Genomic DNA, 16,238 nt, shown 5'->3' on the forward strand with positions numbered 1-16,238 from the left:
GCAACACGGCGCCTTTGTCGTGAGGTTGTGTGGGCTGTCGACGTTGACCGCCCTGGATGGGAGGTAAGTCAGCAATTAATGGGCCAGCCGCCTCACGCTCCCACAAAGGCCGTGCTGTGGCCTATCTTGCGCACCATGCGGTGGCAACTTCACAGCCCCAGGCGCTATGCTGGGGCACATTCCAGCATGAGCAACTGCCCTCCCCCTATGTCTCAGGTGATCATCAAGACCCCCGCCCAACTCGACCTGATGCGCCGCGCCGGCCAACTGCTGGCCCAGGTGTTCGCCGACCTCGACAGCTTCATCCGCCCCGGTGTCACCACCATGCAGATCAACGATCGCGCCGAGGCATTCATCGTCAATACACTCAAGGCGCGGCCAGCGAGCAAAGGCCAGTATGGCTTCCCCTACTCGCTCAATACCTCGGTGGACCATGTGGTGTGCCACGGCATACCCAAAGTCGATGAAGTGCTCAAGGAAGGCTCGATCATCAACGTCGACATCACCCTGGAACAGGGCGGCTACATTGCCGACTCTTCGAAGATGTATGGCATCGGAGCGATCAGCGATGAAGCCCGGCGGTTGGTCGACACTACCTACGACGCATTGTGGAAAGGCATCGAGCAGGTGCGCCCTGGGGCGACGCTGGGTGATATCGGCCATGCCGTGCAGGCCCATGCCGAGGCTGCGGGCTACAGCGTGGTACGCGAGTATTGCGGGCACGGCATTGGCCAGCAGATGCATGAGGGGCCCGAGGTGCTGCACATTGGCCAGCGCGGCATGGGCATGAAGCTGAAGCCGGGCATGGTGTTTACCATCGAGCCGATGATCAACCAGGGTAAGCGTGGCACGCGAGAAATGAAGGACGGCTGGACGGTGATTACCCGTGACCACAGCCTGTCGGCGCAATGGGAGCACACCGTGGCAGTGACCGAGCAAGGGTTCGAGGTGCTGACGCTGCGGGAGGAAGAGCGCTGACGCTGAAACTGCAGGCACAAAAAAAGCGACCCTAAGGTCGCTTTCTTTGTTACTTCCGGGTGTTCAGTGGGCCCTGGAAGTGGAATATGGCGCAGCGGACGGGACTCGAACCCGCGACCCCCGGCGTGACAGGCCGGTATTCTAACCGACTGAACTACCGCTGCGCTATACATCGAGTGGTGGGTGATGACGGGATCGAACCGCCGACCCTCTGCTTGTAAGGCAGATGCTCTCCCGGCTGAGCTAATCACCCATGTCTCTCGGTGTGGCGCGCATTCTACGGGCGACTTTGCGCTCTGGCAAGCACTTATCGAAGTTTTTTCAAACTTGGATCAAACAGCAAAATACAGGCACAAAAAAAGCGACCCTAAGGTCGCTTTCTTTGTTACTTCCGGGTGTTCAGTGGGCCCTGGAAGTGGAATATGGCGCAGCGGACGGGACTCGAACCCGCGACCCCCGGCGTGACAGGCCGGTATTCTAACCGACTGAACTACCGCTGCGCTATACATCGAGTGGTGGGTGATGACGGGATCGAACCGCCGACCCTCTGCTTGTAAGGCAGATGCTCTCCCGGCTGAGCTAATCACCCTTCGTCTCGGTGTGGCGCGCATTCTACGGACGGCCCCATACCCTGGCAAGCACTTTTTAAACTTTTTTCAAAAAAAACCTCATGCCTTTCAAAGACCTAGCGTTGGCGTGCGTTTCTTTCCCGCATTAGTCACTGCTGGCCCTGTGACAGGGCTGGCCTCAGATCAGCGCACGGAGAATAATGCCCGCCTTATGCATTAAGGAGAGATTGCCCCTCATGTGGTTCAAGAACCTGCTGACCTACCGCCTGACCCAGGAAGTTCCGTTCGAGCCTGAAGCGTTGGAAGCCGCCCTGGCCAGCAAGCCGGCCCGCCCATGCGCCAGCCAGGAGCTGACCACCTACGGTTTCGTCGCGCCGTTCGGCAAAGGCGAAGACGCTCCCCTGGTGCATGTCAGCGGCGAGTACCTGCTGATTGCCGCACGCAAGGAAGAACGCATCCTGCCTAGCAGCGTGGTCAACGACGCGGTCAAGGAAAAGGTCGAAGAGATCGAGACCGAGCAAATGCGCAAGGTCTATAAAAAGGAACGCGACCAGATCAAGGACGAGATCATCCAGGCCTTCCTGCCGCGCGCGTTCATCCGCCGCTCGATGATCTTCGCCGCCATCGCCCCGCGCCTGGGCGTGATTCTGGTCAACTCGGCCAGCGCCAAGCGTGCCGAAGACCTGTTGTCGACCCTGCGTGAAGTGATGGGCTCGCTGCCGGTGCGCCCTGCCACGGTAAAAGTTGCACCGGTTGCCACCATGACCGACTGGGTCAAGTCGCAGCAAGCCGCCGAAGGCTTCCATGTGCTGGACGAATGCGAGCTGCGCGACACGGCCGAAGACGGCGGTATCGTGCGCTGCAAGCGCCAGGACCTGACGGGCGAGGAAATCCAGCTGCACCTGAGCACTGGCAAGGTAGTGACCCAGCTGGCCCTGGCCTGGCAGGACAAGCTGTCGTTCATTCTCGACGACAAGATGGTCATCAAGCGCCTGAAGTTCGAAGAGCTGCTGCAAGAGCAAGCCGAGCAGGACGGTGGCGATGAAGCTGCGCAGCAGTTCGATGCCAGCTTCCAGCTGATGATGATGACCTTTGCCGAGTTCCTGCCGGTGCTGTTCGAGGCACTGGGTGGAGAAGAGATTCCGCAAGGGGTCTGATGTTCTCTTGAAGGACCGGTGCTGGCCTGGAAGTGATTTTTTGCCTGCACCGGCCTCTTCGCGGGTAAACCCGCGAAAGGGCCAATAAAATCCACACAGCTATAAAAAGAAAAGGAATTGCCCATGCGTGCCCTCGCCGCCTTAAGCCGCTTCGTCGGCAATACCTTCGCCCTGTGGGTGCTGGTTTTCGCCGTGCTGGCTTTCCTGCAACCGCAATGGTTCATCGCCCTCAAGGTGGCCATTGTGCCGCTGCTGGGGCTGGTGATGTTCGGCATGGGCCTTACCCTCAAGCTCGACGACTTCGCCGCCCTCGCCCGCCAGCCTTGGCGGGTGATGTTGGGCGTGGTCGCGCACTTCGTGATCATGCCCGGCATGGCCTGGCTGCTGTGCCAGCTGTTCCACCTGCCGCCGGAAATTGCCGTGGGCGTGATCCTGGTTGGTTGCTGCCCAAGCGGCACGGCATCGAACGTGATGGTCTGGCTGTCGCGTGGCGACCTGGCGCTGGCCGTGGCGATCGCTGCGGTCACCACCCTGCTGGCACCGCTACTGACCCCGGCGCTGATTTGGTTCCTGGCATCGGCCTGGTTGCCGGTGTCCTTCATGGACATGTTCTGGTCGATCCTGCAGCTTGTCATGCTGCCGATCGTGCTCGGCGTGCTGGCCCAGCGCTTGCTCGGTGCCCGCGTGCAGGCGGCGGTGCAGGTGCTGCCACTGGTGTCGGTGGTGAGTATCGTGATGATCGTGTGTGCGGTGGTGGCGGCCAGCCAGGCGAAAATCGCCGAGTCGGGGTTGCTGATCATGGCGGTGGTGATGCTGCACAACAGCTTCGGCTATTTGCTGGGGTACCTGACCGGCAAGCTGTGCAAGCTGCCGCTGGCCCAGCGCAAGTCACTGGCACTGGAGGTGGGCATGCAGAACTCCGGGCTTGGCGCGGCACTGGCAGCAGCGCACTTCTCGCCACTGGCGGCGGTGCCGAGCGCCTTGTTCAGTGTTTGGCACAATATTTCCGGGGTGCTATTGTCCACCTGGTTCCGGCGGATGAATGAGCCGGCGGTGGAAACCGAAGCAGTGGAACCCGCCCGCACAGGCTTGCCCTGAAACCTTCAGGTGTGCACCATAGTGGCCACTGTGAGGACGACCTCACGACGCACCGCGTGACCATTCCGGGGACGGCCCCATCATTCAAACGATGGAGACACACTCATGTCCTGGATCATCCTGTTCTTTGCCGGCCTGTTCGAGGTCGGCTGGGCCGTCGGCCTGAAATACACCGACGGCTTCAGCAAGCCGATTCCCACCGTACTTACCGTCGGCGCCATGGTCATCAGCCTTGGCCTGCTGGGCCTGGCCATGAAGGAGCTGCCACTGGGCACCGCCTATGCCATCTGGACTGGCGTCGGTGCCGTGGGCACGGTGATCGCTGGCATCATCCTGTTCGGCGAATCGATGGCCCTGGTACGGCTGGTCAGCGTGGCACTGATCGTCTGCGGCCTGGTCGGCCTTAAAGTCAGCGCCAGCTAACCCCCTCCCCTAGCGCAGGTTACCGCGCAAACGGCTGACCTGCTCGCGCAACAACTCTGGCTGCGCCGCCTCCACTGGGATGGCGGCGCCTGCCACAATGGTCACCCGCGACCACAGGCGCTTGAAAAAGCCCTTGGCCGGGTCGCGGCTGAAGAAGCTGCCCCACAGCCCCTGCAAGGCCAGCGGAATCACCGGCACCGGCGTTTCTTCGAGGATGCGGTTGACGCCGCCCTTGAACACATCGATTTCGCCATCACCGGTCAACTTGCCTTCCGGGAAGATGCACACCAGCTCCCCCTCGGCCAGGTACTGGGCAATTCGCGCGAAGGCGCGCTCGTAGGTCGCCAGGTCTTCGTTACGCCCGGCTATCGGGATGGCGCCAGCGGTGCGGAACACGAAGTTGAGCACCGGCAGGTTGTAGATCTTGTAGTACATGACAAAGCGGATCGGCCGGCGGATAGCCCCACCCAGCAGCAGCGCATCGACGAATGAAACGTGGTTGCACACCAGCAACGCCGCGCCTTCGTCAGGGATGCGTTCAAGGTCGCGATGCTGCACGCGATACATCGAATGGCTGAGCAACCAGATCAGGAAGCGCATGGTGAACTCGGGCACGATCCTGAAGATGTAGGCGTTGACCGCGATGTTGAGCAGCGACACCACCAGGAACAGCTGCGGGATGGTAAAGCCTGCCAGCCCCAGCAGGCCAATGGTGAGCACCGCCGACACCACCATGAACAAGGCATTGAGGATGTTGTTGGCCGCGATCACCCGGGCCCGCTGGTCTTCGGCCGTGCGGGCCTGGATCAACGCATACAACGGCACGATGTAAAAGCCGCCGAATACCCCCAGACCGACGATCGACAACAAGATCCACCAGGCCTGGCTCATGCCCAGCAGCGCCAGCCAGTCGTGCGGCGCCGCCGCAGCCGGAACATCACCGGAATGCCACCACCACAGCAAGCCGAACAGGGTCAGGCCGAACGAGCCGAACGGCACCAGGCCAATCTCCACCTTGCGCCCGCTAAGGCGCTCGCACAGCAATGAGCCCAGGGCGATACCCACCGAGAACAGCGTCAGCACCAGGGTCACCACCGTGCCGTCACCGTGCAGCCAGTCCTTGGCGTAGGCCGGGATCTGCGTAAGGTAGATGGCGCCGACGAACCAGAACCACGAGTTGCCGACGATCGAGCGCGACACCGCTGGCGGCTGGCCCAGGCCCATGCGCAGAATCGCCCAGGACTGCTTGAAGATGTTCCAGTCCAGTGTCATCTGCGGCGATGCGGCGGCAGCCCGGGGGATCCAGCGGCTGGCCAGGTAGCCGAGCACCGCCGTGCCGACCACGCCACCGGCCACCACCGAGGCGTAGCTGTCGGCCGACATCATCACCCCGGCACCGATGGTGCCAGCGAGGATGGCGAGGAAGGTGCCGGTTTCCACCAGCCCATTGCCGCCAACCAACTCTTCCTCACGCAGGGCCTGCGGCAGGATTGAATACTTCACCGGGCCAAACAGTGCCGAATGGGTGCCCATGCCGAACAGCGCCACCAGCATCAACGCCAGGTGGTTGGTGATAAAGCCCAGCGCACCCACTGCCATGATCGCGATTTCGGCCAGTTTGATCGCGCGGATCAACGCGTCCTTGGCGAACTTTTCACCGAACTGCCCGCCCAGTGCCGAGAACAGGAAAAACGGCAGGATGAACAGCAAGGCGCACAGGTTGACCCAGATCGACCGGTCGCCGTCGCCCAGGCTGAGCCTGAACAGGATCGCCAGAATCAGCGACTGCTTGAACAGGTTGTCGTTGAAGGCACCCAGCGACTGGGTGATGAAAAACGGCAGGAAACGCCGCTTGCCGAGCAAGGTGAATTGCGAGGAGTGACTCATCGTCCATGGTCCTGAGGGCTTTTCAATTGGAGGCGCGCCGGGCACGCCAGGCCACAAATCTGCATGGGAAATGCGTTGACTGGCAAGCCGAGCCTTCAGAACAGGTACTGCATCACTCGAAACCGAACAACGCCTGCGCGGTATCCAACAACAAGGCCCGGCGCAACTGCGCCGAACAGCCCAGGGCGTCGAACTGCTCGACAGCGGTGCCGAAACTCACTGCCGATTCATGCTGGGTATGCGGCCAGTCACTGCCCCACATCAACCGCTGCGCCCCGTAATGGGCTTCCAGCGCGCATAGCGTCTGACGGGCGAATGAAAGGTTCTCCTCGGGCGAACCTTCCAGCCGATAGATGCCAGACACCTTCACCCAGACCTTGCCCCGTCCGCCCAGGGTCAGCAGCTCGGCGAACCCCGGCTGGCCGAGGCCACGGCGGGCATCGGGCCGGCCAAAATGGTCGATCACGATGTCCAGCCCATAGGGTTCGAGGGCCCGCACCAACGCCGGTATGTCGGCCACTTGCCGATGCAGCTCCAGGTGCCAGCCCTGCTCGCCAATGCGCTCCAACATAGGCCGCCATTCGGCGCCGGTCAGGTCAGGCAAGGCCTGCCCCATGAGGTTCAAGCGCACACCCCTCACGCCCAACCTTGCCATTTCGTCCAGGCTCGCCCGTTCGACATTTCGCTCCAGCATCACCACCCCGCGCAATTGCCCCGGCACGGTCTGCAAGGCACTGAGCAGGTAACGATTGTCGGTACCGAGGAAGCTGGGCTGAACCAGCACGCCATGGCTGAAACCATGGGCCAGCAACTGGCCCAGGTAGTCGCCCAGCGGCGCATCGTAGCTGGGCGCGTAACGCCGCACGCTGGCCAGGTTCAACCCACGGCTGAATACGTGGGCGTGGCTGTCGATGGCAGTCAGGTGTAAAGCAGGAGCGTCGGGCATGGTTCTCATACAAACAAGGTCAGGTTACTTGGCAGCAGCACCGGCCATTTCCGGCGCGGGTGCAGATTCAAGGTTACGGCCACGGGTTTCCGGCAGGCACAGGGCAGCGATCACCGCCACGCCATAGGCAATGCCAGCATCGATGCCAATGGCACTGCCCAGCGACATCGACTCACTCATGTGGCCGACCAGGAACGGGAATACCGCCGACAGCACGCGGCCAAAGTTGTAGCAAAAGCCCACCCCGGCCCCGCGCACATCAGCTGGGTACAGTTCATTGAAGAACGCGCCCAGGCTGGCCGGGATGCCGGCAGCGAAGAAGCCCAGCGGGAAGCCGAGGAACAGCATCTGGGTATTGGTCAGCGGGAAGAACACATAGGCCTGCACGGTCAGCACGCAGCACAGCGCGAACAGCAGGATGTTCTTGCGGCGCCCAATGCGGTCGATCAGCAGGCCACTGACCACGCAGCCGCACCAGAAGGCCAGGATGATCACCGCCAGGTAACCGCCGGAGTTCAGCACTGAAAGGTTGCGTTCGGTTTTGAGGAAGGTCGGCAACCAGGTCATCACCGCGTGGTAGCCACCGTGAGCACCCAGGCCGAGCAAGCCGCCCAGCAGGGTCACGCGCAGCAGTTCCGGGCGGAAGATGCCAGCCATCGACTGCAGGAAGCGGGTGGGGATGGCGTTTTCTTTCTGCAGGCGCTGGAAGCTGTCCGGCTCGGGCACATTGCGGCGTACCCAGATGATCAGCAGTGACGGCAGCAGGCCGACGAAGAACATGACCCGCCAGGCGAATTCCTGCGGCACCAGCGAGTAGATCAACGTGAACAGCGCCACCGCCAGGCCCCAACCCACGGCCCAGGCGCTCTGTACCGTGCCCATGACCTTGCCACGATATTTCGGGTTGATGGTTTCGGCCATCAACACCGCGCCGGCCGCCCATTCGCCACCGATGCCGAAGCCTTGCATGGCCTTGACGAACAGCAGCGGGTAAAAGCCGGTGACGAATGCCGAGAGGAAAGTGAAGAAGGAGAACCAGAGAATCATCCATTGCAGGGTTCGCACACGGCCGTAACGGTCGGACAGCGTGCCGCCCAGCCAGCCACCGATTGCCGAGGTCACCAGGGTCAGGCCACTGATCAGGCCGGCATCGCCCTTGCTCAGGGAGAACGCAGCGATCAACGCAGGGATAGCCAGGCCGAACATCTGCACTTCAAGCGCATCGAGCGACCAACCGCCGAAGCAGGCCCAGAACGTCTTGCGTTCCCGTGAAGTGATCTGGCGATACCAACTGAACATGATTGTTATCCTTTTAGTGTGTTGCGGGCAGGCGAAGCCACTGCGCCGTGGCAAAGCGGCGCAGACGGGTAACGGGGGTGAAGCGGCCGGCTTAGCGGATGTCGATGCGGTAGCGGAAGTGCTGCGCATGGCCGCGCGAGCGGCGCCATTCCAGCGGCTGGCCGGCGTAGTCACGGGCCAGGCGCTCGATCACCACCACCGGGCTGTCGACTGGTAGTTGCAATAGGCGGCCATGCACCGCGTCGACCGCTTCGGCAGTCAGGGTCTCTTCGGCGTAGGCGACTACCTGGCCGCACAGTTCTTCGTAGATCGGGTACAGCAGCGGGCCCTTGCTGTTCAACTCCACATCCAGCAACGGCTGGAAGGTCTGGCGCGGCAGCCAGATTTCCTCCGCCAGCACGGGCTGGGCGCCAAGCAGACGGGTACGAACGATGCGGATCACATCGGTTTCGAGCGCCAGGCCCAGGGCCTCAGCCACCGCCGATGGCGCCGCCAGCGGCTCGATGGACAGGATGCGGCTTTCTGGCACCACGCGCTCGCCATTGGCGGCCTCGAAGCGAAAGAAGCGAAACAGCGAAGACTGGAACTGTGGGCGGCGGATAAAAGTGCCGCGGCCCTGCTGGCGTTCCAGCACGCCTTCGGCCACCAGCACATCGACGGCCTTGCGCACGGTGCCGACCGACATATCGAATTCGGAAGCCAAGGCTGCTTCGGTCGGGATCGCTTCGCCGGGGCGCCAGCGGTTGTTGGCGATCTGCTCGACCATGTGGTCGCGCAGTTGTTGGTAGCGGGGCAGTCGAGCATCACCGGTCAATGGGTGCATGGGTCTCGCTCTCGTCTTGTTATATAAACATATATATGAATTTTTCGTGAGTATTCCCCGTGGCATACGGGTTGTCAATCCTCCGCCTGTCGCCAGGCACCGCGCCTGGCTTATGCTTGTGCCTGGGAACACCAGAACAACAAGGACGTGGCAATGCTCGCCGCCATCAAACGCTACCCGCACACCGTACGCCTGCTGCTGCTCACCACCTTCAGCCTAACCGTCGCCCGCGCCCTCACCCTGCCCTACCTGGTGGTGTACCTGGCCGACAACTTTCAGCTGCCGATCAGCCAGATCGGCCTGCTGATCGGCGGCGCGCTGATCATTGCCTCGCTGCTGAGCCTGTATGGCGGCCATCTGGTCGACACCTTGCGCAACCACACGCTGGTCAGCGCCAGCACACTGCTGTTCGCCCTGGCCTTCATCGGCGCGGTCGCCAGCCGTTCGGCGCTGTTGTTCTTCTTGTGCCTGGTGCTGATCAACCTGGCCCTGGCAGTGGTCGACATCGCCGCCAAGGCGGGCTTCTGCGCGTTGCTGCCGGTGGAGGAGCGGGCCGAGGTGTTCGCCATCAAGTACACCCTCAGCAACGTCGGCTACGCCGCCGGCCCGCTGTTGGGCGTGGCCATGCTGGAGCTGAACGACCATATGCCGTTCATCGCCTCTGCCGTGCTTGGCCTGGTCATGTGCGTGGCTTACTGGCGCCTTGGCGACCGCAGCCTGCAGGCCAGCGCACCCGAAAAGCCTGCGGCCGGCTTCGGCCAGGTGGCGCTGGGGCTGGCGCGTGATCGCCGGCTGGTGTGCTTCACCCTGGGCGGGGTGCTCAGCGCGGTGGTGTTCGGCCAGTTCACCGCCTACCTGTCCCAGTACCTGGTGGTAACCAGCAGCCCGGCCGAAGCGGCGCGCCTGGTCGGCTACCTGGTGACCACCAACGCGGTGACGGTGATTGCCCTGCAGTACCTGATTGGGCGCCGCATCAGCCGCCAGCGCCTGATGCCCTGGCTGCTGGCCGGCATGGGCCTGTTCATTGCCGGGCTGCTGGGTTTCGCGCTGGCCGGCTCGGTACTGGCCTGGTGCCTGGCGATGCTGGTGTTCACCCTGGGCGAGATCATCGTGATCCCGGCCGAGTACATGTTCATCGACCTGATCGCACCGGAACACTTGCGCGGGGTGTATTACGGTGCGCAGAACCTGTCCAACCTGGGGGCGGCGCTGGGGCCGGTGATGGTGGGGTTCGCCCTGGTGCATCTGTGGCCGGGGGCGATCTTCTACCTGCTGGTGTTGTCGGTGATACTGGCGGGCGTGTTTTATGGGATGGGCACCCGAAAAGATTGATGTTTTGTTTCAGATCAATCACGCGCAAGCTCAGGCCTACAACCATCGTCTGCGCTGACGAAGCGGCACCTGCGTGCCAGACTGATTGATCGGGACCGCGTTACCTTTTTTGCTTCGGAGTCTTCATGTCGTTGTCCAGCGGGCTGATCGCCGTGGTCGCCCTGGCCTATATGGCCATCATGTTCGCCATCGCCTTCTATGGCGACCGCCGCAGCACGCCGTTGCCGCCGAAGCTGCGTGCCTGGGTGTACAGCCTGTCGCTGGCCGTGTACTGCACCAGCTGGACCTTCTTCGGCGCCGTCGGCCAGGCCGCCGAACAGCTCTGGGCGTTCCTGCCCATCTACCTGGGTCCGGTGCTGCTGCTGATCTTCGCGCCTTGGGTGCTGCAGAAGATGGTGCTGATCAGCAAACAGCAGAACATCACCTCGATCGCCGACTTCATCGCCGCGCGCTATGGCAAGTCGCAGACACTGGCGGTGGTGGTGGCGCTGATCTGCCTGATCGGCGTGCTGCCGTACATCGCCTTGCAGCTCAAGGGCATCGTGCTGGGCGTGAACCTGCTGATCGGCGCCAACGCTGATGCAACCGGTACCCGCGTGCAGGACACCGCGCTGGTGGTGTCGCTGGTGCTGGCACTGTTCGCCATCGTGTTCGGCACCCGCAGCCTGGACGTGACCGAACACCACCGTGGCATGGTCCTGGCGATTGCCTTCGAATCGCTGATCAAGCTGCTGGCCTTCCTCGCCGTCGGTATCTTCGTGGTCTTCAACCTGTATGACGGTTTCGACGACCTGTTCAGCCAGGCCCGCCAGTCGATCCACCTGCAGGACTATTGGCAGGAGACCATCAACTGGCCGTCGATGGTGGTGCAAACCGCCGTGGCGATGATGGCGATCATCTGCCTGCCACGGCAATTCCATGTGACCGTGGTGGAGAACATCGAACCCCAGGACATGCGCCTGGCGCGCTGGGTCTTCCCAATGTACCTGGCACTGGCCGCGCTGTTCGTGGTGCCGATTGCCCTGGCCGGGCAGATGCTGCTGCCAGGCACGGTGATTTCCGACTCGTTCGTCATCAGCCTGCCACTGGCCGAGGCGCACCCAAGCCTGGCCCTGCTGGCGTTCATCGGCGGCGCCTCGGCGGCCACCGGCATGGTCATCGTCGAGGCCGTGGCGTTATCGACCATGGTGTCCAACGACATGCTGCTGCCCTGGCTGCTGCGGCGCAACAACGCCGAGCGGCCGTTCGAAGCGTTCCGCCACTGGATGCTTTCGGTACGCCGGGTGACCATCGTGGTGATCCTGCTGCTGGCCTATGTCAGCTATCGCCTGCTGGGCTCTACCGCCAGCCTGGCGACCATCGGCCAGATCGCCTTTGCCGCCGTGACTCAGCTCACCCCAGCCATGCTCGGCGCGCTGTACTGGAAGCAGGCCAACCGCCGTGGCGTGTTCGCCGGCCTGGCCGCTGGCATTTTCCTGTGGTTCTACACCTTGGTGCTGCCAATCGCCGCGCACAGCCTGGGCTGGTCGCTGCAGCTGTTCCCAGGGTTGGCGTGGCTGCACGGCAACCCGCTGAACCTGCCGATCAGCCCGCTGACCCAGGGCGTGGTGCTGTCACTGGCGGGCAACTTCACCCTGTTCGCCTGGGTGTCGGTGCTGTCGCGCACGCGGGTTTCCGAACACTGGCAGGCCGGCCGCTTCATCGGCCAGCAAACCAGCGCCCGGCCCAGCAGCAAGCCGCTGCTGGCGGTGCAGATCGACGACTTGCTGACCCTGGCCTCGCGCTTTGTCGGTGAGGAGCGCGCGCGGCAGAGCTTCATCCGTTTCGCCTACCGCCAGGGCAAGGGCTTCAACCCCAACCAGAACGCCGACGGTGACTGGATCGAGCACACCGAACGGTTGCTGGCCGGGGTGCTCGGCACCTCGTCGACCCGCGCTGTGGTCAAGGCCGCCATCGAAGGCCGCGACATGCAACTGGAAGACGTGGTGCGCATCGCCGACGAAGCCAGCGAGGTGCTGCAGTTCAACCGCGCCTTGCTGCAAGGCGCCATCGAGAACATCAACCAGGGCATCAGCGTGGTCGACCAGAACCTGCATCTGGTGGCCTGGAACCGTCGCTATCTGGAGCTGTTCAACTACCCCGACGGGCTGATCAGCGTCGGCCGGCCTATTGCCGACATCATCCGCTACAACGCCGAACGTGGCCTGTGCGGTCCGGGCGAGGCCCAGGTGCATGTGGCGCGTCGTCTGCACTGGATGCGCCAGGGCCGCGCGCACTCCTCCGAGCGGCTGTTCCCCAATGGCCGCGTGATCGAACTGATCGGCAACCCGATGCCCGGCGGCGGCTTTGTCATGAGTTTCACCGACATCACCCCGTTCCGCGAGGCCGAACAGGCCCTGCGCGATGCCAACGAAGGCCTTGAGCAACGGGTGGCGGAGCGCACCCACGAGCTGTCACAACTGAACCAGGCACTGTCCGAAGCCAAGAGCCAGGCCGAAGCGGTAAGCAAGTCCAAGACCCGCTTCCTGGCGGCGGTCAGCCATGACCTGATGCAGCCACTGAACGCCGCCAGGCTGTTCTCCGCCGCCTTGTCGCAGCAGGCCGAGGGCATGAATGAAGAAGCCCAGCAACTGGTGCAGCACATGGACAGCTCGCTGCGCTCGGCCGAAGAGCTGATCAGCGACCTGCTGGACATCTCACGCCTGGAGAATGGCAAGATCACCCCGGATGCCAAGCCGTTCGCCCTCAACGAACTGTTCGACACCTTGGGGGCCGAATTCAAATTGCTGGCGGCGGAAAAAGGCCTGGAGTTCCGCCTGCGCGGCAGCCGCCTGCGGGTGGACAGCGACATGAAACTGCTGCGCCGGGTGCTGCAGAACTTCCTCACCAATGCCCTGCGCTACGGCAAGAGCCCAATCCTGCTGGGCGCGCGCCGACAGGGCGAGCGCCTGTGGCTGGAGGTATGGGACCGCGGCCCGGGCATTGCCGACGACAAGCTGCAGGTGATCTTCCAGGAGTTCAAGCGCCTGGACAGCCACCAGACCCGCGCCGAGAAGGGCCTGGGCCTGGGCCTGGCGATCGCCGACGGCCTGTGCCGGGTGCTGGGGCACCCGCTGGAAGTGCGCTCATGGCCGGGCAAGGGCACGGTGTTCCGCGTCAGCGTGCCGATTGCCCGCCAGGCCGCCCCGGTGCCAAGTGCCCCGGTGGAGCAACAAGGCGGCCAGCCACTGGCCGGGCTGCAAGTGCTGTGCGTGGACAACGAAGACAGCATCCTGATTGGCATGAACAGCCTGCTCAGCCGGTGGGGTTGCCAGGTATGGACCGCGCGTAACCAAGCTGAATGCGAAGCCCTGCTGGCCAAAGGCATGCGCCCGCACCTGGCGCTGGTGGACTACCACCTGGATGACGGTGAAACCGGCACCGGGCTGATGGGCTGGCTACGGGCGCGCCTGGGTGAACCGGTGCCCGGTGTGGTGATCAGTGCCGACGGCAGCAAGGAAACCATCGCCCTGGTGCATGCATCGGGCCTGGATTACCTGGCCAAGCCGGTGAAGCCAGCAGCCCTGCGCGCCATGCTCAATCGCCATCTGAGCCTGGTTCAGTAACCGCCTCGTCAGGCAGTGCCTCGTCGGACAGCGCCCGCTCCAGCAGGTCTGCCGGCAGGCTCTTGCTGGCCCGGGCGCCCAGCAACTTCAGCTGTTCGCTGCGGCTGACCAGGTTGCCACGCCCTTCGCACAGTTTATTGCGGGCGGCGGCATAGGCCTTGTCCACCTGCTGCAGGCGGTTGCCCAATTCGTCCAGGTCCTGGATGAACAGCACGAACTTGTCGTACAGCCAACCGGCGCGCTCGGCGATCTCGCGGGCGTTCTGGCCCTGGCGTTCCTGCTTCCACAAGCTGTCGATCACCCGCAGGGTGGCGAGCAACGTGGTGGGGCTGACGATCACGATCTGCCGGTCGAAGGCTTCCTGGAACAAGTTCGGCTCGGCCTGCAGGGCTGCCGAGAAGGCCGCCTCGATGGGTACGAACAGCAGCACGAAATCCAGGCTGTGCAGGCCTTCGAGGCGGTTGTAGTCCTTGCTCGACAACCCTTTGACGTGGCTGCGCAGCGACTGCACGTGCTGTTTGAGCGCGGCCTCGTCATTGCCGGCAACGAACTGCTGGTACGCGGTAAGGCTGACCTTGGCGTCCACCACCACCTGCTTGTCGCCAGGCAGCATGATCAGCACATCGGGCTGGAAGCGCTCGCCATCGGCGCTCTTGAGGCTGACCTGGGTCTGGTATTCACGGCCTTTTTCCAGGCCAGCATGCTCCAGCACCCGCTCGAGGATCAGCTCGCCCCAGTTACCCTGGGTTTTCTGGCCCTTCAGGGCTTGCGTGAGGTTGGTGGCTTCGTCGGAGAGGCGCAAGTTGAGCTGTTGCAGTCGTTCCAGCTCCTTGCCCAGCGAGAAGCGCTCGCGGGCTTCTTGCTGGTAGCTTTCCTCCACGCGTTTTTCGAAGGACTGGATACGCTCCTTGAGCGGGTCGAGCAACTGCCCGAGGTGCTGCTGGCTGGTCTGGGCGAAGCGCTGCTCGCGCTCGTCGAAAATTTTGGTGGCCATGTCGGCGAACTGGGCGCGCAGCGTGTCACGGGCCTCCTGCAGGTCTTCCAGACGCTGCTGGTGGCTTTCCTGCTGCTCACGCAGTTCGGCCTCAAGGCGGGCGGTTTGCGCTTCCAGCCGGCGCAGTTCGGCTTCACGGTTGGCACGTTCAAGGTGCCAGGCGTGAGCTGCGTCACGGGCGTTGTCGCGGTCTATCTGCAGCAGCTCAAGCTCGCGGCCCTGGGCGGCCAGCTGGGTCTGCTTGACGGTGTTCGCTTCGCTGAGGTCGCTGACTTCGTCGCGGCTGGCGTCCAATTGCGCCTGCAAGCCGGCCTGAGCCAGTTGGGCGGCGTTCAGACGCTCTTCGAGCAAAGCCTGCTCACCTTGCCGCGCGCCCTGGCGGCGCTGCACCTGCATGACCCACCCCAGGCAGGGTAAAGCGCCTGCCACCAAGCCCAGCAGAATGCTGGCCAGATCCACTGTCATGCTTACCCCGAAAGATCCTGGACGATTGATGCGCAGCTTATCAGCCTGAGCACTGTGTTGCCTGTGCGGGCCTGTTCGGGGTCAGCACACCTCAGCCAGGAAACCACTGCCGCAACAGCCGCCGCGCTTCCTGCGACCCCTGCCCTGCCGCAAGCTCCAGCCAATAGCGCGCCTGCTCAGGCTCGTTATGCTGGCACTGCCGCGCGTACTCCAATTGCGCCCGCCGATCCCCTGCACGGGCGGCCTGGCGCAGCAGCTCATGGCCAATGCGCCGGTCGCGGGCGTTGCCACAATCGCGGCACAGCATCTGCCCCAAGCGGCTTTGCGCCACCACCACGCCCTGGCGCGCTGGCTGCTTCAACAGGCGCCCGGCCAGATGCTTGACCTGGGGCTTGTCGCCCAGGCGCGGGCTGTCGAGCAGCCACAAGGCCACTTTCAGGGAAAAGCGTTTGGCGGGAGGCGCAGGTGTCGATGCAGCGGGGCTGGCGAGGTGTTTACCGCGGAACTTCATGAGCAACAGGTTTGGCAACTCGAAAGGCGCGCCACTCTACTCTTTTTTTTTCACCCTGACCTGTCGATTTCTGGAGGATTGAAAAAAAATTTCAATGATCTTTTCTTGACGTTTTCAGGAGGGTGACCACCCGGTCTGTCGGGGCATGTCG

The 16,238-nt window shown here is 63.3% G+C and carries 12 protein-coding genes and 4 tRNA genes; 6 read left to right on the top strand and 10 right to left on the bottom strand.

All coding sequences use genetic code 11. The features are described 5' to 3' along the window. Positions 1-135: 135 nt before the first annotated feature. Complete coding sequence (map, locus tag Q9451_RS24105) at positions 136-978, top strand: type I methionyl aminopeptidase (protein ID WP_041166648.1); 843 nt, start codon at positions 136-138, stop codon at positions 976-978. 87 nt (positions 979-1,065) lie between these two features. Here map and Q9451_RS24110 read toward each other — a convergent pair. The 4 genes from Q9451_RS24110 to Q9451_RS24125 form a co-directional block, all read right to left on the bottom strand. Beyond that, positions 1,066-1,142, bottom strand: a tRNA-Asp gene (locus tag Q9451_RS24110). Between the two features lie 13 nt (positions 1,143-1,155). After that, a tRNA-Val gene (locus Q9451_RS24115) sits at positions 1,156-1,231 on the bottom strand. Between the two features lie 170 nt (positions 1,232-1,401). Continuing rightward, positions 1,402-1,478 (bottom strand) — tRNA-Asp (locus Q9451_RS24120). 13 nt (positions 1,479-1,491) lie between these two features. Next, a tRNA-Val gene (locus Q9451_RS24125) sits at positions 1,492-1,567 on the bottom strand. A gap of 216 nt (positions 1,568-1,783) precedes the next feature. Between Q9451_RS24125 and rdgC the strand changes: the two genes are divergently transcribed. The 3 genes from rdgC to sugE all read left to right on the top strand — a co-directional run bounded on the left by rdgC (position 1,784) and on the right by sugE (position 4,225). Next, positions 1,784-2,704 (top strand): recombination-associated protein RdgC, encoded by a 921-nt coding sequence (gene rdgC / locus Q9451_RS24130; RefSeq protein WP_012270981.1) that lies wholly within the window; start codon positions 1,784-1,786, stop codon positions 2,702-2,704. Between the two features lie 123 nt (positions 2,705-2,827). Then, the gene (locus tag Q9451_RS24135) at positions 2,828-3,802 is read left to right on the top strand and encodes a bile acid:sodium symporter family protein (protein ID WP_345960794.1); all 975 of its coding nucleotides are present in this window, start codon (positions 2,828-2,830) and stop codon (positions 3,800-3,802) included. 105 nt (positions 3,803-3,907) lie between these two features. Beyond that, positions 3,908-4,225, top strand: coding sequence for a quaternary ammonium compound efflux SMR transporter SugE (gene sugE, locus Q9451_RS24140; protein ID WP_012270979.1), 318 nt, complete (start codon positions 3,908-3,910; stop codon positions 4,223-4,225). A gap of 9 nt (positions 4,226-4,234) precedes the next feature. On the opposite strand, the gene Q9451_RS24145 is transcribed toward sugE, so the two are convergent. From Q9451_RS24145 to Q9451_RS24160, 4 genes are all read right to left on the bottom strand, one after another. Then, positions 4,235-6,112 carry a 1-acyl-sn-glycerol-3-phosphate acyltransferase gene (locus Q9451_RS24145; RefSeq protein ID WP_012270978.1) on the bottom strand — a complete coding sequence of 626 codons (1,878 nt, stop codon included), beginning with the start codon at positions 6,110-6,112 and terminating at the stop codon, positions 4,235-4,237. A 112-nt stretch (positions 6,113-6,224) separates the two neighbouring features. Further along, positions 6,225-7,058, bottom strand: a complete 834-nt coding sequence (locus Q9451_RS24150; RefSeq protein WP_012270977.1) for an amidohydrolase family protein — start codon at positions 7,056-7,058, stop codon at positions 6,225-6,227. 24 nt (positions 7,059-7,082) lie between these two features. Further along, entirely contained in the window at positions 7,083-8,357 is a 1,275-nt protein-coding gene (locus Q9451_RS24155; RefSeq protein WP_012270976.1) for an MFS transporter, read from the bottom strand. 91 nt (positions 8,358-8,448) lie between these two features. Continuing rightward, positions 8,449-9,180: a GntR family transcriptional regulator gene (locus Q9451_RS24160; protein ID WP_012270975.1), complete on the bottom strand. Its 732-nt coding sequence runs from the start codon at positions 9,178-9,180 to the stop codon at positions 8,449-8,451. A gap of 153 nt (positions 9,181-9,333) precedes the next feature. On the opposite strand from Q9451_RS24160, the gene Q9451_RS24165 reads away from it, so the two are divergent. Both Q9451_RS24165 and Q9451_RS24170 read left to right on the top strand, forming a co-directional pair. Then, on the top strand, positions 9,334-10,512 hold the full coding sequence (locus Q9451_RS24165) for an MFS transporter (protein WP_012270974.1): 1,179 nt from the start codon (positions 9,334-9,336) through the stop codon (positions 10,510-10,512). Positions 10,513-10,637: 125 nt separating this feature from the next. Continuing rightward, on the top strand, positions 10,638-14,117 hold the full coding sequence (locus Q9451_RS24170; protein WP_012270973.1) for a PAS domain-containing hybrid sensor histidine kinase/response regulator: 3,480 nt from the start codon (positions 10,638-10,640) through the stop codon (positions 14,115-14,117). On the opposite strand, the gene rmuC is transcribed toward Q9451_RS24170, so the two are convergent. Then, on the bottom strand, positions 14,089-15,462 hold the full coding sequence (rmuC, locus tag Q9451_RS24175; RefSeq protein ID WP_171577275.1) for a DNA recombination protein RmuC: 1,374 nt from the start codon (positions 15,460-15,462) through the stop codon (positions 14,089-14,091). The two genes, Q9451_RS24170 and rmuC, sit on opposite strands and share 29 nt — an antisense overlap. Positions 15,463-15,667: 205 nt before the next feature. Then, positions 15,668-16,087 carry an SEL1-like repeat protein gene (locus tag Q9451_RS24180; RefSeq protein ID WP_012270971.1) on the bottom strand — a complete coding sequence of 140 codons (420 nt, stop codon included), beginning with the start codon at positions 16,085-16,087 and terminating at the stop codon, positions 15,668-15,670. Positions 16,088-16,238 lie beyond the last annotated feature (151 nt).

It is taken from the genome of Pseudomonas sp. NY8896 (assembly GCF_039634505.1).

Bases quoted from the DNA above. Each gene is read 5' to 3' on its own strand.
- map (WP_041166648.1), top strand. From the start codon at position 136: ATGCGGTGGCAACTTCACAGCCCCAGGCGCTATGCTGGGGCACATTCC.
- rdgC (WP_012270981.1), top strand. From the start codon at position 1,784: ATGTGGTTCAAGAACCTGCTGACCTACCGCCTGACCCAGGAAGTTCCG.
- Q9451_RS24135 (WP_345960794.1), top strand. From the start codon at position 2,828: ATGCGTGCCCTCGCCGCCTTAAGCCGCTTCGTCGGCAATACCTTCGCC.
- sugE (WP_012270979.1), top strand. From the start codon at position 3,908: ATGTCCTGGATCATCCTGTTCTTTGCCGGCCTGTTCGAGGTCGGCTGG.
- Q9451_RS24145 (WP_012270978.1), bottom strand. From the start codon at position 6,112: ATGAGTCACTCCTCGCAATTCACCTTGCTCGGCAAGCGGCGTTTCCTG.
- Q9451_RS24150 (WP_012270977.1), bottom strand. From the start codon at position 7,058: ATGCCCGACGCTCCTGCTTTACACCTGACTGCCATCGACAGCCACGCC.
- Q9451_RS24155 (WP_012270976.1), bottom strand. From the start codon at position 8,357: ATGTTCAGTTGGTATCGCCAGATCACTTCACGGGAACGCAAGACGTTC.
- Q9451_RS24160 (WP_012270975.1), bottom strand. From the start codon at position 9,180: ATGCACCCATTGACCGGTGATGCTCGACTGCCCCGCTACCAACAACTG.
- Q9451_RS24165 (WP_012270974.1), top strand. From the start codon at position 9,334: ATGCTCGCCGCCATCAAACGCTACCCGCACACCGTACGCCTGCTGCTG.
- Q9451_RS24170 (WP_012270973.1), top strand. From the start codon at position 10,638: ATGTCGTTGTCCAGCGGGCTGATCGCCGTGGTCGCCCTGGCCTATATG.
- Q9451_RS24180 (WP_012270971.1), bottom strand. From the start codon at position 16,087: ATGAAGTTCCGCGGTAAACACCTCGCCAGCCCCGCTGCATCGACACCT.